We start from the raw sequence: 22,704 nt of genomic DNA on the forward strand, positions 1-22,704 counted from the left end.
GCGCTAGCCTGGTAGGAACGGCGCCCCGCCGCGAGTTTGAGTCGTGACTTCATAACGCTTCGCCCCGGTGCGCAATGCTGTTCACATAACAAGGGGTGAGCACGATCAGTCCTCCAGCCCCTTTGCGGAGAGGGAAAGCTGACGGTCTCGCGGCGTTTTCAGCCCTCTCCCCCAGCCCCTCTCCACTAGGCGTGCCCCCAATAAATGGGAGAGGGGAGCCAAGCGCGTACAACCTTCAAGTACACAGCATTATCTCCACAGGCTGTGTTATAGGAACGGCGTCCCGCCGCGAATTTGGGCGACACGGTCTGGAAAACTTCGGCCCAGAGCGGGGCTACCGCGCACGGCCGTGTAGGGCGATTTGCCTGACCATCTGTGCGGCCTATTTCCAGCCGAACAGCTCATCGGCATTACGGCTGCTGGCCATTGCCAGTTCTTCGGGCGTAACGCCGCGCAGCGCCGCTAGCTCGGCGCAGATGTCCGTCAGGTATTCGGGGCTGTTGCGCTGGTTCGGGTGCATCGCCGGTGCCATGTCCGGGGCGTCGGTTTCCAGCACGATGGATTCCAGCGGCAGTTGCGCCACCACCTTGCGCAGGCGGTTGGCCTGCGGCCAGGTGGCGGCGCCGCCGAGACCGAGGCGAAAGCCTAGCTTGATGTACTCGCGCGCTTCTTCATAGCTGCCGGCGAAGGCGTGGATGATGCCGCCATGTGTCGGGCGAAAGCGCTTGAGCGTGGCGATGGTGGCGGCATGGGCGCGGCGCACGTGCAGCAGCACCGGCAATTCGAACGCCACCGCCAACTCCAGCTGCGCTTCGAACAATTCCTGCTGACGTTCGCGATCCAGCTCCGCCAGGTAATAATCCAGACCGAACTCGCCAATAGCGCAGAGCTTGCCATGTCCTGCCAGCTGGCCCAGCCAGTCGCGCAATTCGGCAAGGTGTTGCGGCTGGTGATCGTCCAGATACACCGGGTGCAAACCGAGCGCGGCATACAGGCCCTCGTTCGCCTCGACCAGTCGCCACAGACGCTGCCAGTTGGCCTGATACACCCCGAGCACCACCATACGCTGCACGCCCAGGGCGCGGCTGCGTGCGAGCACTTCGTCGCGGTCGGCGTCGAAGTCCGGGAAATCCAGGTGGGTGTGGGTGTCGATCAGGCGCATCGGTCGGCTCGCGAATGGGCTTTCAGGGTGGGCTATTTTCGCCATTGCTGCCAGTGTCGGGGAGCGTTGGCTAATCTTTTCAGTCGTATGGCTATGGACGGGTTTCACTCGAACGTCAGATGAGGAGGTCGCCGGGTGCGTCAAGTACGCAAACTGATGGGCGCGTTATTCGCTGTTTTCCTGCTGCTGGTGGCGGCGCTGATGCTGTTTCTGGTGCTGTTCGACTGGAATCGCGCGCGGCCGCTGATCAACGAGCAGGTGTCGGCGGCGTTGAACCGGCCGTTCGCCATCGAGGGCGATCTGCGTGTGATCTGGCAGCGCGAACCTGGCCAGCAGGGGTTGAGCGCCTGGATGCCCTGGCCGCATTTCTCCGCCGAGCGCCTGCGTCTGGGCAATCCTGACTGGGCGCAGGGCGATACCTTCGTCAGCCTCGACAGCGTGCGTTTGCGTTTGTCGCCCCTGCCGCTGCTGTGGAAGACAGTGAGCATTCCGAGCATCGAACTCGGTGCACCGAATGCCGATTTGCAGCGCCTGGCCGATGGTCGCGCCAACTGGGTATTCGACTTGGGTAGCGAACAGGCGGACGACAGCGAGCAGCCCAGCCCCTGGACGCTGGATATCGGCACCATCGCCTTCGACCAGGGGCAGGTGAAGCTCGATGACAAGGTCAGCAACACTACTCTGGAGGCGGTCATCCAGCCGCTGGGTGAGCCGATTCCCTTCGCCGAGATCGTTGGCAGGAGCGCCGCCGAGCGGCTGGCCGAAAGCGATGCCAGCGCCCAGGACTACGCCTTCGCCTGGCAGACCAAGGGCAGCTTTCGCGGTCAGCCGCTGACCGGTAGCGGCAAGGTAGGTGGTTTGCTGGCGCTGCATGACGCCTCGCAACCTTTCCCGGTGCAGGCGGATGTGCGCATCGGGGCCACTCGCATCCAAGTCGCCGGCAGCCTGACCGACCCACAGAATCTGGGCGCGCTGGATTTGCGCCTGCAGCTTGCCGGGGCCAGTTTGGGCCATCTCTATCCATGGACCGGCGTTACCCTGCCGGACACGCCGCCCTACAGTACCGATGGTCGTCTGCAGGCCGATCTGCGTGATGCTGACGGGGCGACCTTTCGCTACCTCGGTTTCAACGGGCGTATCGGCGACAGCGATATCCATGGCGACCTGACCTTCGTCGCGCGCCAGCCGCGGCCGAAACTGTCCGGCCGCCTGACCTCCAACCAGCTGTTGTTCGGTGATCTTGCGCCCCTGATCGGTGCTGATTCCAGCGCCGACAAGCGTGAGCGTGGCGAACGCGACACGCAGCCGGCGAACAAGGCCTTGCCGATTTCGGAGTTTCGTACCGACCGTTGGCGCGCCATGGACGCTGATGTCCGTTTTGTCGGCAAGCGCATCGTGCACAGCGAGCAACTGCCGATCAGTGATCTGGACACTCATGTTGTACTCAACGACGGCATGCTCAGCCTGGAACCACTGCGTTTCGGCATGGCCGGCGGCGGGCTCGATGCGCAGATTCGCCTCAATGGTGCGAACACGCCGTTGCAGGGGCAGATGCGCCTACGCGCGCGCGATCTCAAACTCAAGCAGCTGTTTCCCACCTTCGCGCCGATGCAGACCAGCTTTGGCGAGTTGAACGGCGATGCACGTCTCAGTGGCCGCGGCAACTCGGTGGCAGCCCTGCTGGGCAGCGCCGATGGCGAGCTGAAGATGCTGATCAACGATGGTGCGGTGAGCCGCGGGCTGATGGAGATCGCCGGGCTGAACGTCGGCAACTACCTGGTGGGCCGGCTGTTCGGCGACGAGGAGGTGAAGATCCACTGCGCAGCGGCCGATCTCGGCATCGAGAAGGGGCTGATGAGCACGCGGCTGTTCGTCATCGATACCGACAACGCGGTGATCAAGGTGGACGGCAGCGCCAACTTCGCCAGCGAGCAGCTGGATTTTACCGTCACCCCGGCCACCAAGGGCTTTCGCATCTTTTCCCTGCGTTCGCCGCTCTACGTGCGCGGCACGTTCAAGGAGCCCGCGCCAGGCGTGCAGGCCACGCCGCTGGCGCTGCGTGGTGCCGGACTGGTGGCACTGGGCGTGGCCGTGGCGCCGGCAGCCGGCCTGCTGGCGCTGGTGGCGCCCAGTGCCGGTGACGAGCCGAGCCAGTGCGAGCCGTTGCTGCAGAAGATCCAGGGCGGCTGATGCTGTTCGCAGTGTTCTACCGTGCATGGGATTGAGGCCGGTAGGCGCTCGGCGATGCCTTCGTAGCTCGGTTACACTGAATTGAACAGCGCCTGGAAAGCAGGAGTCTGTTGAATGGTCCGTGCGTCGATGCGCAGCGATGGATCATCGCCGGCTCCCTGGCGCAGTCGCCCTCACAAAGAAAGGATCTTTTGTAGATGACTCAAGCTCTCGCGCATCGCTGGCGCTTCTTCCGTGCTGGCGGCTTCGACCAGGTGCAACTGGAAACCCCCGCCGACCTCGCCGCGTTGCGCGGCCTTGACCAGAAACTCTGGGCCAGCCTGGCCTGTCCGGTGAACAACCTGGAGCTGGATCGGCGCATGCTGCAGTACATCGACCTGAACAATGACGGTCGTATCCGCGCGCCGGAAATTCTCGATGTGGTGGACTGGACGCTGGCGCGTCTGCGTGACCCCGCCGTGCTGTTTGAGGACGGGCCGTTGCAGCTTTCTGCGCTCACTGACGATGCCGTGGGCGGGCACCTGCGTCTGGCCGCGCAGCGCCTGTTGGGCGTGCTCGGGCGGCCTGATGGCGACAGCCTGACGCCGCTCGATACCGCCGATCTGGCGCAGCTGTTCCCGCCGCAGCAGCCCAATGGCGACGGCCTGGTGCCGGCAGCCCTGACCGAGGATGCCGAGCTCAAGGCCGCCATCGCCGACATCATCGCCTGCCTGGGCGCGCAGACTGATCGCAGCGGCGAGCCGGCCATCGGCGTCGAGCAGATCACTGCCTTCTTCGATCAGGCGCGCCAACTGCATGCCTGGCATGCCCGCGCTGCCGAGCAGGGGCTGGACGCCTTTGGTGAAGGTACAGTGGCGGCGGTCGAGGCGCTGAGCGCGGTGCGCGGCAAGATCGATGACTATTTCACCCGCGTGGCCATGGCCGAGTTCGATCCGCGTGCGGCGGCGCTGATGAACGCCCAGGAAGAAGAGCTGGTGCGTCTGGCCTCGCTGTCGCTGGCCGATGCCGGCGAAGTAGCCGGCCTGCCGCTGGCAGTGGTGCAGCATGGCGACGAGTTGCCGCTGGGCAAGGGGCTCAACCCGGCCTGGCAGCGCGCCATCGACGATTTCCACCAGCGTGTGGTGGTGCCGGTCTACGGCGAGCAGGACAGCCTGTCGCGCGAGCAGTGGCAGCATCTGGTCGCGCTGTGCAGCAACTACCTGGCCTGGCGCGCCGAGACGCCGAAGGTGGCGATTGCCGATGTGTTGGAGCGTGGGCGTATCCTCGAACTGGTGGAGCAGGGCGCCGAGGCGCGCCTGCTGGCGCTGGTGGAAGAGGACAAGACCGTGGCCGAGGCGGCGGACGGCCTGGTCGAGCTGGACAAGCTGATTCGCCTGCGCCATGGGCTGGTCACGTTGCTGCGCAACTTCGTGTCCTTCCAGGCCTTCTATTCGCGGCACGAGAAAGCCGTCTTCCAGGCCGGCGTACTGTATATCGACGGCAAGAGCTGCGAGCTGGTGGTCGAGGTCGACAACGTCGAGGCTCACGCCAAAATTGCAGCAGCCAGTGATTGCTTCCTGCTCTACTGCGCCTGCACGCGCCGTGGCGAGCCGGTGCGTGGCAAGGAGACCCTGAACATCGTGGTGGCGCTGACTGCCGGCAGCGAGGGCGATATGCAAGCCGGGCGCCATGGCCTGTTCTACGACCGCGACGGCAATGACTGGGATGCCACGGTGGTCAAGGTGGTGCAGAACGCGATCAGCATTCGCGAGGCGTTCTGGTCGCCGTATCGACGCGTTTCCAAGCTGGTTTCCGATCAGGTCCAGAAGCTCGCCGCCAGCCGCGATGCCGACATGGTCAACAAGACAGCGGCCAAGGTTGGGGAAACCGGGGCAGCGCCAGCGGCGGCATCGACACCCGCGTTCGATATCGCCAAGTTCGCCGGTATCTTCGCGGCCATCGGCCTGGCGGTCGGCGCATTGGGTACGGCATTGGCGGCGGTGGTCACGGGCATCCTGTCGCTGGCGTGGTGGCAGGTACCGTTGCTGCTGCTCGGCGTGCTGCTGGCGATTTCCGGCCCGGCCATGCTGCTGGCGTGGTTCAAACTGCACCGCCGCAGCCTGGGGCCGATTCTCGATGCCAATGGCTGGGCGGTGAACGCCAAGGCGCGTATCAGCATTCCCTTCGGCACCGCGCTCACTCAGATGGCGGAACTACCCAAGGGCAGCGACCGTGCGCTGCGCGATCCCTACGCCAACAAGCCGGTGCTGTGGCCTTGGGTCATCGCGCTGCTGCTGGCGCTAGCTGTGGGTTACTACGCCTGGAACAATGGCGCGTTCAGTCCGGAACCCGAGGTGCCGGCCGAAGCGGCGGCGCCCGTTCAGGATGCGGCAGGCTGAACATTGCCCCTGCTCGCGTAGGAGTGGCTTCAGCCGCGAAAGCTGTTCTCGGCTGGAGCCGCTCCTACGGGTGGAATGCTTAGTCGGCCATTTGTGTTTTGGCGGGTTACACCCGCCCTACGTATAGCTAGCCAACAGCTGTGCCACCCAGCGCGGCAACTGTTCGGTAGCCGGGCCGTAGCGTTTCTCGGCGAACAGAGAATGGCCCTGGCTCGGCTCCAGATTGATCTCCAGCGTATGCGCGCCGGCGCGGCGCGCCTGCTCGACGAAACCCGCTGCCGGGTAGACATGGCCCGAAGTGCCGATGCTGACGAACAGCTCGCACTGCTCCAGCGCGTCATGGATGCGCTCCATGTGATAGGGCATCTCGCCGAACCAGACGATATCCGGGCGCAAGGTACCGACCTTGCCGCAGCAGGTGCACGCCTGGCTGACCGGCATGTCTTCCAGTAACGGGAAACGCTGCTGGCAGTTGCTGCACAGCATCGACTGCAGCTCGCCGTGCATGTGCAGCAAGCGTTTGGAACCGGCGCGCTCGTGCAGGTTGTCGACGTTCTGCGTGACCAGCAGGAACTCGCCCTGCCAGCTGGCCTCCAGCTCAGCCAGGGCCAGATGCCCGGCATTCGGCGCAATGGCCGGATCGCGCAGCTGGGCGCGGCGCATGTTGTAAAACCGTTGCACCAGTGCCGGATCGCGGGCGAAACCTTCGGGCGTGGCCACCTCTTCGATGCGGTGGTCTTCCCAGAGCCCATCAGCGGCGCGGAAGGTGCGGATGCCGCTCTCGGCGGAGATACCCGCGCCGGTCAGGATGACGATGTTCGGGTGGGTCATTGCTGCTCCAGGGCGGGTCGGGGTCAGGCGCCACTTTATGCCAACACGGGCGATGTGGGGGAGGGCCAGGCAGGCTGCTTGTCATTCCTGGCGCGACAGAATCGCTGAACTCTCACCATCACTTCGTATCCACAGATCACGGCCCTGGTCTGGACGGGGCAGTGGTTCGGGGAGCGAGCGATGACTGAGAACAACAACGCAAAACCTCTGCGCATCACCCTGACGGCCTGGGCGGCCGTTGTTCTGGGTGCGCTGCTGGCGCTCGGTGGCGCCTATCTGTTGTGGCTGGGTGGTTCCTGGTACTACCTGCTGGCCGGCCTCGGCCTGCTGCTGGTGGGTGTGCTGATGCATCGCCGTCAGCGTGCGGCGCTGTGGCTGTATGCCTTGGTGTTGCTGGCGAGCCTGGCCTGGACGATTTACGAGGTGCGCTTCGACTGGTGGCAGATGGCGCCGCGTATCGACCTCTGGTGCGTGTTCGGTCTGTGGCTGTTGCTGCCCTGGATCAACCGGCACATAGCGCCTGAAAAGCCCTGGCGTGATGGTGCCAGCGTGGTGCTGGGTATCGGCCTGCTGCTCGGCGCGGGCATGGCGGTTTATTCGCTGACGCAGGATTATCACCGCCTGCCTGGCCGTTTCGACGAGCCGCGCATGGCCGCTGCTGAAGGGGTACCAGCCGGCCGTTCGGCCAGCGAATGGACTGCCTACGGTGGCTCGTCGCGTGGCGAGCGCTACGCCAGTGCGGAGCAGATCACCACGGCCAATGTTGGGCGGCTGAAGAAGGCCTGGGAGTTTCACACCGGCGACCTGCCTGGCGAGGGCGACCCCGGCGAGATCACCAACCAGGTGACGCCGCTGAAGGTCGGCGACAACCTGTTCATCTGCACGCCGCACAGCATCGCCATCGCGGTCGACGCCGACACCGGCGAGGAGCGCTGGCGCTTCGACCCGGCGATCAACCGCCAGGCCGACTACTACCAGCACATGACCTGCCGCGGCCTGGCCTATCACGATGCTGCAGCGTACCGCGGTGCGCCGATTGCCACGCAAGATGGCGCGGCGCCGGAGCCATCGCCGGCGGCGACGCCGCGCTGCACTCAGCGCCTGTTCCTGCCGACCAACGATGCCACGCTGTACGCGCTCGATGTGCACGACGGCAAGCCCTGCGAGGATTTCGGCGAGGCCGGCATGGTCGATCTCAAGGTTGGCCTGGGTGATGACGCGCTGGGCGTCTACCTGCCCACCTCGCCGCCGGTGGTGACCGAGAAGCTGGTGATCGTCGGTGGCTCGATCACCGACAACGGTTCGGTGGACTCGCCGGGTGGGGTGATCCGCGCCTACGACGTGCGTAGCGGCGAGCTGATATGGAACTTCGATCCCGGTCGTCCCGAAGCCACTGAGCCGCTGGCCGATGGCGAGACCTACGTGCGCAGCACGCCCAACTCCTGGACCATCGCCACGGCGGACGAGGCGCTGGGCCTGGTGTACATCCCCATGGGCAACCAGACGCCTGACCAGTGGGCGGTAGAGCGCAGCCCCGAGGCCGAGCGCTTCACTGCGGCGCTGGTGGCGCTGGATCTGGAAACCGGACGGGTGCGCTGGGAGTTCCGCACGGTGAACCATGACCTCTGGGACCGCGACCTGCCATCGCAGCCCAGCCTGGTGGACATCGAAGGTCCTGAGGGGCCGGTGCCGGCGATCATCCAGGCGACCAAGCGCGGCGATCTGTACGTGCTCGATCGGCGCAGTGGCGAGCCCATCGTGCCGGTCAACCAGCGACAGGTCCCGCAGGGCACGGTGGAAGGCGACTTCGCCGCGCCGACCCAGCCGGTCTCCGCGCTTACCTATGCGCCCGATGAGCCGCTGCACGAGCGTGACATGTGGGGCGGTACGCCGTTCGACCAATTGATCTGTCGTATCCAGTTCCACCGCCTGCGTTACGAGGGCGACTTCACCCCGCCATCGGAGCAGGGCTCGCTGATCTATCCGGGCAACGTCGGGGTGTTCAACTGGCCCTCGGTGGCGATCGACCCGCAGCGGCAGATCCTCTTCGGCGCGCCCAATTACCTGGCGTTCGTCTCGCGTCTGGTCAAGCGTGAGGAGGGCGGCGGGCAGGCCGGTTCCGGTGGCAGCGAAGTGGGTCTGCAACCCAACCTCGGCGCGCCTTACATGGTCAGCCTGGAACCCTTTCTGTCACCGCTGGGGCTGCCCTGCCAGGCGCCGCCATGGGGCTATGTCACGGCGGTTGACCTGCGCAGCATGGACAAGGTCTGGCAGCGCAAGAACGGTACCAGCCGCGACAGCGCGCCGCTGGGCATCCCCCTGACCGTCGGCGTGCCGAACCTCGGTGGCCCGCTGATTACAGCCAGCGGCCTGGGCTTTCTCAGCGGCACGCTGGACTACTACCTGCGCGCCTATGACATGCGCACCGGCGAGGAACTGTGGAAGGACAGACTGCCGGCAGGCGGCCAGGCCACGCCCATCAGCTACGTTTCTGAAAAGACCGGCAAGCAGTACGTGGTGGTAATGGCCGGCGGGCACGGCTCGTTCGGCACGCGCATGGGCGATTCGCTGGTTGCCTGGACGCTGGAGGAAGAGGAGTAGCGGGTACAAGGCCCACTAAGCGGTGATGCGGTTCATTTAGGGCCGTGTGCGCTTAGCTCCCCTCTCCCATTTATGGGAGAGGGGTTGGGGGAGAGGGCTGAAAGTAGCGCAGAGCCGCGGTCTTTCCCCTCTCCCTAGCCCTCTCCCCAGGAGGGCGAGGGGACTGACCACGTTCCCCCCATCCCCTATGTGAACAGCATTGCCGTAGAACGGGCCTTGTCCGCTATTAGTGATGCTCGCGGGTGGCGCGGAATTTCACTTCCGGCCAGCGCTCTTCCATCAGGCTGAGGTTGACGCGGGTCGGGGCCAGGTAGGTGAGGTGGCCGCCGCCGTCGACGGCGAGGTTCTCATAGGCCTTGTCCTTGAATTCCTTGAGCTTCTTCTCGTCGCTGCATTCGATCCAGCGCGCCGACCAGACGTTGACCGCCTCGTAGGCGCACTCAACCTTGTATTCCTCCTTCAGACGGCTGGCGACCACGTCGAACTGCAGCACACCGACGGCGCCGAGGACGATGTCGTTGTTGCGCTCGGGGAAGAACACCTGGGTGGCGCCTTCTTCGGCCAGTTCCTGCAGGCCCTGGCGCAGCTGCTTGGATTTCAGCGGGTCCTTCAGGCGCACGCGGCGGAACAGTTCCGGGGCGAAGTGCGGGATGCCGGTGAAGCCCAGGCTTTCGCCTTCGGTGAAGGTGTCACCAATCTGGATGGTGCCGTGGTTGTGCAGGCCGATGATGTCGCCAGCATAGGCTTCGTCCAGGTGCTCACGCTCGCTGGAGAAGAAGGTCAGGGCGTCGCCGACGCGCACGTCCTTGCCCAGGCGGGCGTGGCGCATCTTCATGCCCTGGGTGTACTTGCCCGAGCAGATGCGCATGAAGGCGATGCGGTCGCGGTGCTTGGGGTCCATGTTCGCCTGGATCTTGAACACGAAACCGGAGAACTTCTCCTCGGTCGGCTCCACGCTGCGCTCGTTGGCTGCACGCGGCAGCGGGCGCGGCGCCCAGTCGACCACGGCGTCGAGCACATGGTCGACGCCGAAGTTACCCAATGCGGTGCCGAAGAATACCGGGGTCATTTCGCCCTTGAGGAAGGCATCCGGCTCGAACTCGTGACAGGCGCCCTTCACCAGCTCCAGCTCCTCGACGAAGCGCTCGTACATGTCGCCGAGGTGCGCGCGGGCTTCATCGGAGTCGAGGTTCTGAATGATCTTGGCTTCGGTGCGCTCGTGGCCGTGGCCCGGGGTGTAGACGATGATGTAGTCGCCTGTCAGGTGGTAGACGCCCTTGAAGTCCTTGTAGCAGCCGATCGGCCAGGTGATCGGCGCCGCCTTGATTTTCAACACCGCCTCGATCTCGTCGAGCAGCTCGATAGGGTCGCGGATGTCGCGGTCGAGCTTGTTGATGAAGCTGACGATGGGCGTGTCGCGCAGGCGGCACACGTCCATCAGGGCGATGGTACGCGGCTCGACGCCCTTACCGCCGTCGAGCACCATCAAGGCCGAGGCCACTGCGGTCAGGGTGCGGTAGGTGTCCTCGGAGAAGTCTTCGTGGCCGGGGGTGTCGAGCAGGTTGACGATGTGCTCGCGATAGGGGAACTGCATCACCGAGGTGGTGATGGAGATGCCGCGCTGCTTCTCCATCTCCATCCAGTCGGAGGTGGCATGACGGTCGGATTTACGCGACTTCACGGTACCGGCGACTTCGATGGCCTTGCCCATCAGCAGCAGCTTCTCGGTGATGGTGGTCTTACCGGCGTCCGGGTGGGAAATGATGGCGAAGGTACGGCGCTTGGCGACTTCGGCGGCCTGGGTGGTCATGAATATGTGCCTGGATTGAATCGTTGAGGGCGCCTCAGGCGTCCGGAAAACTGGCGATTATACCGATAACTGCGGGCGCTGGCGGAGGCACGGCCATCGGGTTTGCGTCGCGCTGACAGGCAACGCAGGTTGGGCCAATCGGGCGATGCGTAAATATCGCGTAAAAGAATGGTTATGAAAATTATTCCCATATAGAGTAGCCGCCCGTCGCAGTGGGTCAGGGTAAGGGTGGCTCCGTCGTGTTGAAGAAAATCATCTTCCAGTTGCACTGGTTCTTTGGCATCAGTGCCGGTCTGGTGTTGGCTATCATGGGCATCACTGGCGCCCTCTATAGCTTCGAAGGCGAGATCATCCGGGCGCTTAACGCAGAGCGCTGGCAGATCCAGCCCAGCGAGCAGGGGCACCTGACTCCGGCCGAGCTGGCTTCGCGGATCGAGACGGCCACCGCTGACCGCGTCACCGGGTTGTGGGTCGATGGTCGGCACGACGGGCCAGGCATGGCATTTCTTTCCCCTCCACCGGGTGAGCGGCGCGGGCCGCGCATCGTGTTCGACCCTTACACCGGTGAGGTGCTGGCCAAGCCGATCGGCCAGGACTTCTTCCAGTTGATGCTGATGCTGCACCGCTTCCTGTCCATGGGCGAGGTGGGCAAGCAGATCACGGCTGCCAGTACCCTGGCGCTGCTCTTTTTTTGCCTGTCCGGCCTTTATTTGCGCTGGCCACGCAAGGCGCTGAGCTGGCGCACCTGGCTGACCCTGGACTGGAAGAGGAAAGGCCGCAGTTTCAACTGGGACCTGCATGCTGTCGCCGGTACCTGGGCGCTGTTGTTCTATCTGTGCGCCGGGCTCACAGGCCTGTATTGGTCCTATGACTGGTACCGCGAGGGGCTGACGCACCTGCTTTCCGATACGCCACCGGAAAAACGCGAAGGCCGTGGTCGCGGTGGCCGCGAGATGGCCAACGGTGCCTTGCCCGAAGTCGACTATCACACCATGTGGCAGAGCATCCAGCAGACAGCGGGGCCCAAGCTGATCGCGTGGAACCTGCGCCTGTCGCCGGTAGCGGGGCAGCCGGCGACGGTCTTCTACATGCTCGACGATGCCGACCACGTAAGCGCATTCAACCAGTTCCAGATCGATCCGCAGAGCGGCGTAATCAGCCGTCACGAACGCTACGTCGACAAGAGCTTCAAGGCGCAGCTGCTGGCCAGCGTCTACGCGCTGCATGTCGGCGAGTATTTCGGCATGCCGGGGCGCATCCTGATGATGCTGGCCACGGCGGCCATGCCACTGTTCTTCATCACCGGCTGGCTGCTGTATCTGGATCGCCGACGCAAGAAGCGTGCGGCTCTGGCTGCGCGCGGTACATTGAAAACGGATGACTCGGGCGAAGGCTGGCTGGTCGGCTTCGCCAGCCAGAGCGGTTTTGCCGAACAGTTGGCCTGGCAGAGCGCCGGGCAACTGCAGGCCGCCGGTATCCCGGTGCGGGTAGAGCCGCTTTCGCGGGTCGATGCCGACAGCCTGCGCCAGGCGCGCAAGGCGCTGTTCGTGGTCAGCACCTTCGGCGATGGCGAAGCGCCGGACGCGGCCCTGGGTTTCGAGCGCAAGGTACTCGGCGCCTCGCTGCCGCTCGATCAGTTGAGCTATGCCGTGCTGGCCCTGGGCGACCGGCAATATCAGCACTTCTGTGGCTTCGCCCGGCGTATCAACGACTGGCTGGGTTTGCAGGGCGCGCAGCGCCTGTTCGACAGCGTCGAGGTCGATGGTGCCGACCAGGCCGCGTTGCAGCGCTGGCAACAGCATCTGAGTGACCTGACCGGCGCTGCGCCGGTTCGCTTCGAGGAGGCGCCCTGGCAGAACTGGACGCTGAACGAGCGGCGTCTGCTCAATCCTGGCAGCCAGGGCGCGCCGGTATTCCAGCTCGGCCTGACGCCGCCCGAGCAGAGCGCCTGGCAGGCTGGCGACATCCTGGAGATCCGTCCGCGTCACGACGCCGCGGCCGTGCAGACCTGGCTGCAGCATTCGGGCTTCGACGGCCTCGAACCGGTGGTGCTCGATGGCCAGGCGAGCAGCCTGGGCGAAGCGCTGGCCGAGCGTCAGCTGCCGGAAAGCCTTGCGCATCTGGTCGGGCTGCATGCCCAGGCGCTGGTCGATGCGCTGGTGCCGCTGGGCACGCGTGAATATTCCATCGCCTCGGTGGCAGCCGATGGTGTGCTGCAACTGATCGTGCGCCAGGCGGTGCAGGCCGATGGCCGTCTCGGCCTGGGCTCAGGCTGGCTGACCGAGCACCTGCCCGACGGCGGCCAGTTGCTGGCGCGGGTGCGGCGCAACAGCGGTTTCCATCTGCCGGATGATGATCGCCCGCTGATTCTGATCGGTAACGGCACCGGCCTGGCCGGGCTGCGCTCGCTGCTGCGCGCGCGCGCACTGGCAGGGCAGGGGCGTAACTGGCTGCTGTTCGGTGAGCGCAATCGCGCCTGCGATTTCTTCTGTGGCGACGAGCTGCAGGCGGCGCTGGAGGCAGGCGAGCTGCAGCACCTGGATTCGGTGTTCTCCCGCGACCAGGCCGAAAAGCGCTACGTGCAGGATCTATTGCGCGAGCGGCACGAACGCTTGCACGCCTGGCTGGCCGAAGGAGCTGCCATCTACGTCTGCGGCAGCCTGCAGGGCATGGCCGGTGGCGTCGATGCGGCACTGCGCGAACTGCTCGGCGACGAGGCGGTGCAGGAGCTGGTCGAGGAAGGTCGCTATCGCCGCGACGTTTATTGATCACCGAGCCAGGACGCACCGTGTGTAGCGAAGTTGCCGAAGTGATTTTTATATATGAGAATCATTCGCCTTAATCGTCCAGAGTAAGTCCTATGACCGCCAGCCTGGCTCGCATCCTGATCGTCGAGGACGACCGCACCCTGGCCGCCCAGCTCGGCGAACTGCTGCGTGGCCAGGGTTACGCGACCAGCGCCTGTCACCTTGGCGAGGCGGGGTTGGAGACGGCGCTGCGCGAGTCGCCGGATCTGCTGTTGCTCGATGTGATGCTGCCGGACGTCAACGGTTTTTCCGTGCTGCGGCGCCTGCGTGAGCAACAGCAGACACCGGTGATCATGCTCACCGCCTGTGGCGCCGAGGAGGAGCGTATTCGTGGCCTGCGCCACGGCGCCGATGACTACCTGCCCAAGCCCTTCAACATCACCGAGCTGCAGCTGCGCATCGACGCCGTGCTGCGCCGCACGCGCCCGCAGGAGGGCACGCGCGGCGGCCAGGCGCAGCAGTTGCAGGTCGACGAGTTGCAGTTGGACCGCCACGCTCAGCAGGCGCGGGTCGGCGACTGCGACCTGGCACTGACGCCGTTGCAGTTCCGCCTGCTCTGGCTGCTGGTCAGCCATCGTGGCGAGGCGCTGAGCAAGCCCTATCTGTACCGCATGGCGCTGGAGCGCGAGTACAGCCAGTACGACCGCAGCCTGGACATGCACGTCAGCCGCATTCGTCGCCGCCTGGCCGAAGCCGGCCTCGGCGCCGACCGCTTGCAGACGCTGCACGGCCGCGGCTACGCCTTCGCATGAACCGGCGCCTGTTCTGGAAGCTGTGCCTGGTCATCGCCCTGGGTAGCGTGGCGCTGTTCTGGATCATCGCCCGTGTCGCCTGGCAGACCGAGGAGCGCATGAGCTTCATCGATGCCGAGCACCAGCAGACCCTGCGTCATTACGCCCAGCAGGCCGAGGCGATGTATCGCTCCGGCGACCATGCCGCGCTGGGGCGTTGGCTGGATACCCTGCAGCAGCAGGAGCAGACCTGGGCGGCGCTGGTCGAGGCCGAGGTGCGGCCGTTGGCCGGCAGCGAGCTGTCGCGGCGCTTTACCGACAGTTTCGGTCTGGGCCGTGATCTGAGCTGGAAGATTCACCTGTACTTCCAGGAAAACCCGATCATGGACATCCCGTTCAGCGACGGCAGCGCGCACTTTCTCATCCAGTTGCCGCAGCGCATGCGTCCCGGCCTGTATTGGCACTACGCCAAGCTGCTGCTGCAACTGGTGGTGCCGCTGGTGTTGCTGGTGATTCTCTGCCTGATCCTCTATCGCCACCTGATGCAGCCGCTGAGTCGCCTGGAGCAGGCCACCCGGCAGTTCAGCGACGGCCGTCTGGACGTGCGCGTACGCTCGCTGCTCGGCTCGCGCAACGATGAGCTGGCCAGCCTGGCGGACACCTTCGACGCGATGGCCGAGCGCACCGGCCAGCTGATCATCGACCAGCGCCAGCGCCTGGCGGACATGTCCCATGAGCTGCGCACGCCGCTGACGCGCATCGAGATGGCGGTCAGCCTGGCCGAACAGAACGGCGGCAGCCAGGGCTTGCTCGAACGCATTCGCGAGGACTGCGCCGGTATGCGCCGCCTGGTCGAGGATGCCCTGACCCTGAGCTGGCTGGAGAACGAACGCCCCGAGTTGCGCGACGAGAACCTGGACTTGTCCGAGCTGCTCGACAGCATCCTCGACGATGCGCGTTTCGAATATCCCGATCGAACGATCATCTGCCAGATACCGGACAGCGCACCGCTGCACGGCAGCAGCAGCCGTGCGCTGGGCCAGGCCATCGAGAACGTGGTGCGCAATGCGCTGGCCCACACGCCGGCCGGTGGTCAGGTCGAGGTCTGCCTACAGGATACAGGCGACGACTGGTCGCTGACGGTCGCCGATCAGGGGCCAGGGGTCGCCGAGCACTGGCTGGAGCGCATCTTCCAGCCGTTCTTTCGCGGCGGCAGCGAGCGCGCCGGCTTCGGGCTCGGCCTGGCCCTGGCGCAGCGCCAGGTCAATGCTACCGGTGGCAGTATCCGTGCGAGCAATCGCAGCGGCGGCGGCTTGCTCATGGACATTCGATTGCCACGCACGGCGGTGTAACAGTTGTAAAAGTGATTCCCTGACGCAAGGCATGTGATGAAAATTCGCAAATGCGAAGTATTCACATTTCTTTCGGGGAGGATTGAACATGCAGCGTTGCCCTTACCGCCTGAGCCTGCTCGGCGCCATGACCGTCGGTGGTCTGCTTGGCGCATCGCATGCGCACAGCGCCGAGTCCCTGTTGGAGCTGGACGCCCAGGAAATCACTGCCACCGCGCTGGACCGCAGCGAAAGCGTCGAGGCCGAGCAGCTCGAGCGTTACCAGGCCAGCGACCTGCAGGAAGTGTTCGAATCCAACCCCGAGGTAGCGGTAGCCGGCGGCTCCACGGCTGCGCAGAAACTCTACCTGCGCGGTCTGGAAGACACGCTGCTGAACATCACCATCGACGGCGCCAGCCAGCCGGGGCAAACCTTCCACCACACTGGCCGCATCAGCATCGAGCCGGAGTTGCTCAAGCGCGCGGAAGTGCAGGCCGGTACCGGCGATGCCACCGCCGGGGCGGGGGCGCTGGGCGGCGCGGTGCGCTTCGTCACCAAGGACCCGGATGACCTGCTGCGCGAAGGCGAGCAGCTCGGTGCGCTGCTCAAGACGGGTTACTTCAGCAATGGCGAGGGCTACAGGAGCAGCGCCAGCGTGTTCGGTCGTTTCAATGAAAACTGGTCGGCGCTGGCCATGGCCAGCTATCAGGATCAGAACGATTACGAGGACGGCAACAACGACGACGTGCTCGGCACTGGCGCACGGCAGAAGTTCGGCTACGCCAAGCTGGTCGGCAAGCTCGATGAAGCGCAGACGCTGCGCCTGAGCTACGAGCGCCGTCTCGATGAAGGCGAGCGTCCGCAACGTCCGCAGTGGGTGGTCTCGGCGCCGCGCAACGCGGCGTATCCATTGCAGACCGAGCGTGAAACCTGGACGCTCAATTACGCCCTGCAACCGCTGAACAACGACCTGCTCGACCTCGAGCTGACCACCTACTACACCACCAACGAGCTGCAGCAGGATGGTCGTTTCGGTCTGTATTTCGGTGAAACCCGCAGCAGCGGCTTCGACCTGCGCAATACCAGCCGCTTCGCCGCGCACAAGCTGACCTACGGCGTGGACTACCGCGACGATCGCACCACCCTGGGCCCGGAAGGCGACCGTGAACTGGACGATGAGAACGGGGAGGTGCTTGGCTTCTACGTGCAGGACGCTTACCAGATCACGTCGCGCCTGCTGCTCAACGCAGGTCTGCGCTATGACCGTTATGAGCTGGACGACCGCGACAAGCAGACGTTCAAGGAAGAGGGGTTCAGCCCCAACCTGAGCCTGCGCTACCAACTCACCCCCGAACTGGCGGTGTTCGCCGGGCATTCCCAAGCGCTGCGCGGCCCGCAGGTTCGCGATGCGTTCAAGCTCGACGTGGCCGGCAACGACCCCAGCCTGAAAGCGGAGAAGGCGCGCACCGAGGAGGTCGGCTTCGACTACCGCCTGGGTGGCCTGGAGTTCATGGGCAAGGCCTATGTCACGCACATTCGCGATGCCATTTCCTATACGCCTGAGCGGGCCAACCTGTATCGCAACCTCGGCGACCTGGAAACCAAGGGCGTGCTGCTGCAAGGCGCCTATCACTGGCAGCAGGTCAGCCTGGGGCTCAGCTTCCATCGCAACATCGCCCGCCTGGATGATCGGCGACTCAACGCCTACGAGCACAACGGCCTCGGCACCAGCCTGGGCAATACCTGGACGACCTTCGCCGACTACCGTGTCAGCGATAGCCTGACCGTCGGTTGGCAGGGCCGCTTCGTGCGCGGCATCGATAAGCTGCATACGATCGATGGCGACGTCTCCAAGCCGGGCTACGGCGTGCATGACCTCTACGCCGAATGGCAGGCGCTGCCGGAGCAGCTGACCCTCACCCTGACCCTGAAGAACCTGCTGGACAAGCAGTACCTGGATCACGCCAGCAACGAGGACTTCACCCATATTCCCGGCTACGGCATCGTGCGTGGCTCCTACGAGCCGGGGCGTGAGTTGCGTCTGGGGGTTGCGTGGCGTATCTGATGCAGCGGTTGATTCTGGGCGTCTTGTTGGGACTGGCCTCGCTGGCGTCGGTGCAGGCACAGGTGTTGACCGACCTGGCCGGGCGCGAGGTCGAGGTGCCCGACAAAATCGAGCGCATCGTGCTCGGTGAAGGGCGCCTGCTGCCGGTGCTGGCCATCCTCGAAGACGAGCAACTGCTGGAGCGTCTGGTGGGCATGCCGGCCGACCTGGCGCTGGTCGATCCGGGCAGCGCGCGGCAATACCAGCAGGCCTTTCCCGGCCTGGCCAAGGTGCCGCGCATTGGCCAGGGCGCGGCCGATACCTTCAGCCTCGAGCAGGTGCTGACGTTGCGCCCTGACCTGGCCATCTTCAGCCTGTCCGGGCATGGCCCCGGCAGCACCCAGGGGCGGATGATCGAGCAGTTGCAGCGCGCCGGTGTTGCGGTGCTGTTCGTCGATTTTCGCGAGCAGCCGTTGGCCAACACGCCGCGCAGCATGACGCTGCTTGGCCGTGCGCTGGGCCGCGAGGCGCGTGCCGAAGCGTTCAATGCCGCGCATGCCGAGGCCCTGGCCGCGGTGCGCGAGCGGCTGCCGCAAGGCGCCGGGCCCAAGGTGTTTCTGCACAGCCGCGCCGGACTCGGCGAGGGCTGCTGCGAAAGCATGGCGCGCGGCATGTTCGCCGATCTGCTGGTCGAGGCCGGCGGCGACAATGTCGCCCGTGAGCGTCTGCCCGGGCATGCCGGCGTCCTGAGTCTGGAGCTGCTGCTCAGCCAGCCGCCGCAGCTGTATATCGCCAGCGCCGTGGGTTCGGCCGATAGCCTGGCTGCTGGTGCTTCCTATATCGCCCTCGGCCCTGGGGTCGACGCCGATCCGGCGCGCGCCTCGTTGCAGCGCCTGGTCAGCCGCGGCGGCCTGCAGCATCTGGCGCCGGTGCGCGACGGGCAGGTGCATGCCATCTGGCATGGTTTCTACAACAGCCCGTTCAATGTGGTGGCGGTGCAGGTCTTCGCCAAATGGCTGCATCCGCAGGCCTTCGCCGATCTCGATCCGCGGCGTACGCTGGAAACCTTCTACGGCCAGTTCCAGCCTGTGGCGTTGGACGGCCAGTACTGGATCAGCCTGTGAGCGCGCACGCTACGCAGACGCTGAACCGCGCTTATCGCCGCACGCTGTGGCGGCGCTGGGCGTGCCTCGGCGTACTGGCGGCGCTGCTGCTGGCCAGCTTCATTGCCGACCTCGCCACCGGGCCGGCGGGCCTGGGCTGGTGGGATGTGGCGCGCGGGCTTTTGCAGCCGCAGCACCTCGAACCGTCGCAGGCGGTGATCATCTTCGATATCCGCGTGCCCTACGCGCTGATGGCACTGGTGGTCGGCGCCAGCCTGGGCCTGGCCGGCGCCGAAATGCAGACGGCGCTGAACAATCCGCTGGCCAGCCCCTTCACTCTCGGCGTGGGCGCGGCCGCGACGCTGGGAGCGGCGCTGGTAATCCTGCTCAGGCCCAATATCGCCGGGCTGGGCGCCGATCTGCTGTTGCCGCTGGCGGCCTTCGTCTGCGCCTTCATTTCCTGCCTGTTGCTGCTTCTGGTAGCGCGAGTGCTGGGCGAGGCACTGCACACCCTGGTGCTGTTCGGCATCGCCCTACTGTTCGGAATCAATGCGCTGGTCGGGCTGCTGCAGTTTCTCGCCGATGCCGATGCGCTGCAGCAGATCGTGTTCTGGACCCTTGGCAGCCTGGCGCGCGCCGATCTGCAGCGGGTGGCGCTGGTGGCCATCGTGCTGGCTGTCTGCCTGACGCTGGCGCTGCGCCAGGCCTGGGCCATGACCAGCCTGCGCGGTGGCGAGGAGCAGGCGCGCAGCCTGGGCATTCGCGTCGGCCGTTTGCGCACCTTGGTATTGCTGCGGGTCAGTTTGCTCACCGGCGTGGCCACGGCCTTCGTCGGCGAGGTCGGCTTCATCGGCCTGGTCGGGCCGCACGTGGCGCGCCTGCTATTGGGTGAGGACCATCGTTTCTACCTGCCCGGCAGCGCCCTGGCCGGAGCCTTGCTGCTGTCGCTGGCGTCCCTGGCCAGCCGCGCGTTGCTGCCCGGGGTGATCCTGCCGGTGGGACTGGTCACCGCAGTGGTCGGCGTGCCGCTGTTCATCGGCCTGATCCTGGCGCGGGGGCGCAGCCTATGACCCTGCTGATCGAGGGATTGGGGCTGAACTATGGCGCGCGCAGCATCCTGCAGGACCTGACCCTGCCTGCCGTCGAGGCGGGCAGCCTGGTTGGCGTGCTCGGCCCCAATGGTGTCGGCAAGTCGTCGCTGCTGCGCGCCATTGCCGGTCTGCAGGCGTGCGGTGGCGTGGCGCGATTGGGCGAAGCGGTCTTGAGCGGCGTGCCACCCTGGCGCCAGCAGGCGAAGGTGGCCTACCTGCCGCAGCAATTGCCGCAGGCGGTGTCGCTGCTGGCGTACGAAAGCCTGCTGGCGGCGACGCGGGCGCGTTGTCCGCAGCTTGCCTCGCACGAGCTGGCGGCGCGGGTCGAAGCCATTCTCCAGCGCCTGGGCATCGAGCATCTGGCCCTGCAGCGCATGGATCGTCTGTCCGGCGGGCAGCGGCAACTGCTCGGCCTGGCGCAGGCGCTGGTCGGTGAGCCGCACCTGCTGCTGCTCGACGAGCCCACCAGTGCGCTCGACCTGCACTGGCAACTGCGTGTGCTCGACTGCGTCGCCGAGCGTTGCCGTACTGAACAGGCCATCGCCCTGGTGGCCTGCCATGACCTCAATCTGGCGCTGCGTTTCTGTACTCATCTACTGCTGCTGGCGCCGGGCGGGGGGTACCGCTTCGGTGTAGCCGACAAGGTGCTGGACACCGCCTGGCTGCGCCGCGCCTATGGCATCGAGGCGCGTATCGAACATTGCTCCCTCGGGCAGGCACTGGTGCTGGCCGACCGTCCACTGCTCAAGGAATCATCCAGTCATGCTGAACAGCCATAGTTCGTTCACCTGCACCCAGGCGCCGCGCCTGCTCGGCCGCCTGTGCAAACATTTTTCGCACAAGATCGAGGCGCGCTGGAGCGAGCAGGAAGGTCTGCTGCGTTTCTCCATCGGCGAGTGCGTGCTGCGCGCCGATGAGCAGGCCTTGCATCTGGCCTGCACGGCGCCGAGCGCAGCCGAACTCGATGAGTTGCAGGAGGTCATCCGGCGACATTTGCAGGGCTTCGCTCAGCTGGATCAGTTGGTGCTGCAATGGCACTGAAACACGGCTGCGCCAAACTGGCTGAAAGCCCCGCCTGTTCAGCATTTCAGGGCGTTTTGTGTGATATCCGGAACGAGACGAAATTAGGCAGAATTTCCGGTTGATCTGCGCGGCGCATGGTCTTAAAGTCCGCGCCCGAACGTCCATGCTGGAAACGATCCATCCGGCTCAAGTACTGACGACGAGAGGTTGCCGGCCGGCCAGGTCGGTACCGGTGATGCTCGGCGACATGCCTTGGGAAGTAGGCGAACCAAAGTGGGGAAACTGTCAGACGTTCAGGCCGGCGCATGGCGCGGCCAGCCCCGACACGTGGCGGAACCTGCAAGCGGTTCTGCTGCCCGAATCAATGTGTTCCCGGTTTTGCCAATGGAGTCCCCAGCATGTCGATCAAGGTCGAAGACTACTACGCACCCGCCACTTTCCAGCGCATGAAGGCGTTCGCCGATCAGCACGAAACCCCGTTCGTGGTGATCGACCGGCAGATCATCAGTGACGCCTACGATCAGTTGGGCAACTGCTTCCCGTTCGCCAAGATCTATTACGCGGTCAAGGCCAACCCGGCCACCGAGATCATCGAGCTGCTGCGTGACAAAGGCTCGAGCTTCGACATCGCCTCGATCTACGAGCTGGACAAGGTCATGGCAACCGGCGTTGGCCCGGAGCGCATCAGCTACGGCAACACCATCAAGAAGTCCCGTGATATCCGTTACTTCTTCGACAAGGGCGTGCGCCTGTTCGCCACCGACTCCGAGGCTGACCTGCGCAACATCGCCAAGGCCGCGCCGGGTTCGAAGATTTATGTGCGCATCCTCACCGAAGGCTCGACCAGCGCCGACTGGCCGCTAAGCCGCAAGTTCGGCTGCCAGCCGGACATGGCCCTGGATCTGCTGATCCTGGCCAAACAGCTGGGTCTGGTGCCCTACGGAATTTCCTTCCACGTCGGCTCGCAGCAGCGTGACATCGACGTCTGGGACGCCGCCATCGCCAAGGTCAAGGTGATCTTTGAGCGTTTGAAGGAAGAGGACGGCATCACCCTGCAGATGATCAACATGGGCGGCGGCTTCCCGGCCAACTACATCCAGCGCACCAACGACCTGGAAACCTACGCCGAAGAAATCACCCGCTTCCTCAAGGAAGACTTCGGTGACGAGCTGCCGGAAATCATCCTCGAGCCGGGCCGCTCGCTGATCGCCAACGCCGGCGTACTGGTCTCGGAAGTAGTGCTGGTGGCGCGCAAATCGCGCACTGCGGTCGAGCGCTGGGTGTATGCCGATGTGGGCAAGTTCAGTGGCCTGATCGAAACCATGGACGAAGCCATCAAGTTCCCCATCTGGACCGAGAAGAAGGGCGAGATGGAAGAGGTGGTGATCGCCGGCCCGACCTGCGACAGCGCCGACATCATGTACGAGAACTACAAGTACGGCCTGCCGCTGAACCTGGCCAGCGGCGACCGCCTGTACTGGTTGTCCACCGGTGCTTACACCACCAGCTACAGCGCGGTGGAATTCAACGGCTTCCCGCCGCTGAAGTCCTACTACCTGTAAGGCCCCACGCAAACTGAATGCGCCCACCTTGTGTGGGCGT

Annotated in this window: 15 protein-coding genes; 12 read left to right on the forward strand and 3 right to left on the reverse strand. The window is 65.2% G+C overall.

Annotated elements, in window-relative coordinates; translation table 11 throughout:
* Positions 1–382: 382 nt before the first annotated feature.
* Positions 383–1,162 (reverse strand): TatD family hydrolase, encoded by a 780-nt coding sequence (locus tag B3P22_RS18515; RefSeq protein ID WP_296272030.1) that lies wholly within the window; start codon positions 1,160–1,162, stop codon positions 383–385.
* Between the two features lie 135 nt (positions 1,163–1,297).
* On the opposite strand from B3P22_RS18515, the gene B3P22_RS18520 reads away from it, so the two are divergent.
* Entirely contained in the window at positions 1,298–3,352 is a 2,055-nt protein-coding gene (locus B3P22_RS18520; RefSeq protein WP_296272031.1) for an AsmA family protein, read from the forward strand.
* A 197-nt stretch (positions 3,353–3,549) separates the two neighbouring features.
* A complete protein-coding gene (locus B3P22_RS18525) occupies positions 3,550–5,730 on the forward strand; it encodes a hypothetical protein (RefSeq protein ID WP_296272032.1) in 2,181 nt (726 codons plus the stop codon).
* Positions 5,731–5,847: 117 nt separating this feature from the next.
* Here the strand turns inward: B3P22_RS18525 and cobB are convergent, their stop codons facing one another.
* Positions 5,848–6,561 (reverse strand): Sir2 family NAD+-dependent deacetylase, encoded by a 714-nt coding sequence (gene cobB, locus B3P22_RS18530; protein ID WP_275547196.1) that lies wholly within the window; start codon positions 6,559–6,561, stop codon positions 5,848–5,850.
* 180 nt (positions 6,562–6,741) lie between these two features.
* Between cobB and B3P22_RS18535 the strand changes: the two genes are divergently transcribed.
* Positions 6,742–9,162 carry a membrane-bound PQQ-dependent dehydrogenase, glucose/quinate/shikimate family gene (locus B3P22_RS18535; RefSeq protein WP_275547195.1) on the forward strand — a complete coding sequence of 807 codons (2,421 nt, stop codon included), beginning with the start codon at positions 6,742–6,744 and terminating at the stop codon, positions 9,160–9,162.
* Positions 9,163–9,388: 226 nt separating this feature from the next.
* Here B3P22_RS18535 and B3P22_RS18540 read toward each other — a convergent pair whose 3' ends face one another.
* Positions 9,389–10,972, reverse strand: coding sequence for a peptide chain release factor 3 (locus B3P22_RS18540; protein ID WP_296272035.1), 1,584 nt, complete (start codon positions 10,970–10,972; stop codon positions 9,389–9,391).
* Between the two features lie 239 nt (positions 10,973–11,211).
* On the opposite strand from B3P22_RS18540, the gene B3P22_RS18545 reads away from it, so the two are divergent.
* The 9 genes from B3P22_RS18545 to B3P22_RS18585 all read left to right on the forward strand — a co-directional run bounded on the left by B3P22_RS18545 (position 11,212) and on the right by B3P22_RS18585 (position 22,664).
* Positions 11,212–13,740 carry a sulfite reductase flavoprotein subunit alpha gene (locus tag B3P22_RS18545; RefSeq protein WP_296272036.1) on the forward strand — a complete coding sequence of 843 codons (2,529 nt, stop codon included), beginning with the start codon at positions 11,212–11,214 and terminating at the stop codon, positions 13,738–13,740.
* Positions 13,741–13,832: 92 nt separating this feature from the next.
* Entirely contained in the window at positions 13,833–14,531 is a 699-nt protein-coding gene (locus B3P22_RS18550; RefSeq protein WP_296272038.1) for a response regulator transcription factor, read from the forward strand.
* Positions 14,528–15,862 carry a sensor histidine kinase gene (locus B3P22_RS18555; protein ID WP_296272039.1) on the forward strand — a complete coding sequence of 445 codons (1,335 nt, stop codon included), beginning with the start codon at positions 14,528–14,530 and terminating at the stop codon, positions 15,860–15,862. The genes B3P22_RS18550 and B3P22_RS18555 overlap by 4 nt, the downstream gene beginning before the upstream one ends.
* A gap of 88 nt (positions 15,863–15,950) precedes the next feature.
* Positions 15,951–17,906 (forward strand): TonB-dependent receptor domain-containing protein, encoded by a 1,956-nt coding sequence (locus tag B3P22_RS18560; protein WP_296272040.1) that lies wholly within the window; start codon positions 15,951–15,953, stop codon positions 17,904–17,906.
* The gene (locus tag B3P22_RS18565; RefSeq protein ID WP_296272041.1) at positions 17,906–19,009 is read left to right on the forward strand and encodes an ABC transporter substrate-binding protein; all 1,104 of its coding nucleotides are present in this window, start codon (positions 17,906–17,908) and stop codon (positions 19,007–19,009) included. The genes B3P22_RS18560 and B3P22_RS18565 overlap by 1 nt, the downstream gene beginning before the upstream one ends.
* Positions 19,006–20,058, forward strand: coding sequence for a FecCD family ABC transporter permease (locus B3P22_RS18570; RefSeq protein ID WP_296272043.1), 1,053 nt, complete (start codon positions 19,006–19,008; stop codon positions 20,056–20,058). The genes B3P22_RS18565 and B3P22_RS18570 overlap by 4 nt, the downstream gene beginning before the upstream one ends.
* Positions 20,055–20,858, forward strand: a complete 804-nt coding sequence (locus B3P22_RS18575; RefSeq protein ID WP_296272044.1) for an ABC transporter ATP-binding protein — start codon at positions 20,055–20,057, stop codon at positions 20,856–20,858. The genes B3P22_RS18570 and B3P22_RS18575 overlap by 4 nt, the downstream gene beginning before the upstream one ends.
* Entirely contained in the window at positions 20,842–21,120 is a 279-nt protein-coding gene (locus tag B3P22_RS18580; protein WP_296272045.1) for a DUF2218 domain-containing protein, read from the forward strand. The genes B3P22_RS18575 and B3P22_RS18580 overlap by 17 nt, the downstream gene beginning before the upstream one ends.
* A 380-nt stretch (positions 21,121–21,500) precedes the next feature.
* Positions 21,501–22,664 carry a type III PLP-dependent enzyme gene (locus tag B3P22_RS18585; RefSeq protein WP_275547187.1) on the forward strand — a complete coding sequence of 388 codons (1,164 nt, stop codon included), beginning with the start codon at positions 21,501–21,503 and terminating at the stop codon, positions 22,662–22,664.
* Positions 22,665–22,704 lie beyond the last annotated feature (40 nt).

This window comes from Pseudomonas sp. UBA6323 (assembly GCF_002439135.1).
Lineage (GTDB): Bacteria > Pseudomonadota > Gammaproteobacteria > Pseudomonadales > Pseudomonadaceae > Aquipseudomonas.

Excerpts from the sequence above, each read along its gene's own strand:
- B3P22_RS18515 (WP_296272030.1), bottom strand. The coding sequence starts at position 1,162 with ATGCGCCTGATCGACACCCACACCCACCTGGATTTCCCGGACTTCGAC.
- B3P22_RS18525 (WP_296272032.1), top strand. The coding sequence starts at position 3,550 with ATGACTCAAGCTCTCGCGCATCGCTGGCGCTTCTTCCGTGCTGGCGGC.
- cobB (WP_275547196.1), bottom strand. The coding sequence starts at position 6,561 with ATGACCCACCCGAACATCGTCATCCTGACCGGCGCGGGTATCTCCGCC.
- B3P22_RS18535 (WP_275547195.1), top strand. The coding sequence starts at position 6,742 with ATGACTGAGAACAACAACGCAAAACCTCTGCGCATCACCCTGACGGCC.
- B3P22_RS18540 (WP_296272035.1), bottom strand. The coding sequence starts at position 10,972 with ATGACCACCCAGGCCGCCGAAGTCGCCAAGCGCCGTACCTTCGCCATC.
- B3P22_RS18550 (WP_296272038.1), top strand. The coding sequence starts at position 13,833 with ATGACCGCCAGCCTGGCTCGCATCCTGATCGTCGAGGACGACCGCACC.
- B3P22_RS18555 (WP_296272039.1), top strand. The coding sequence starts at position 14,528 with ATGAACCGGCGCCTGTTCTGGAAGCTGTGCCTGGTCATCGCCCTGGGT.
- B3P22_RS18560 (WP_296272040.1), top strand. The coding sequence starts at position 15,951 with ATGCAGCGTTGCCCTTACCGCCTGAGCCTGCTCGGCGCCATGACCGTC.
- B3P22_RS18565 (WP_296272041.1), top strand. The coding sequence starts at position 17,906 with ATGCAGCGGTTGATTCTGGGCGTCTTGTTGGGACTGGCCTCGCTGGCG.
- B3P22_RS18575 (WP_296272044.1), top strand. The coding sequence starts at position 20,055 with ATGACCCTGCTGATCGAGGGATTGGGGCTGAACTATGGCGCGCGCAGC.
- B3P22_RS18580 (WP_296272045.1), top strand. The coding sequence starts at position 20,842 with ATGCTGAACAGCCATAGTTCGTTCACCTGCACCCAGGCGCCGCGCCTG.
- B3P22_RS18585 (WP_275547187.1), top strand. The coding sequence starts at position 21,501 with ATGTCGATCAAGGTCGAAGACTACTACGCACCCGCCACTTTCCAGCGC.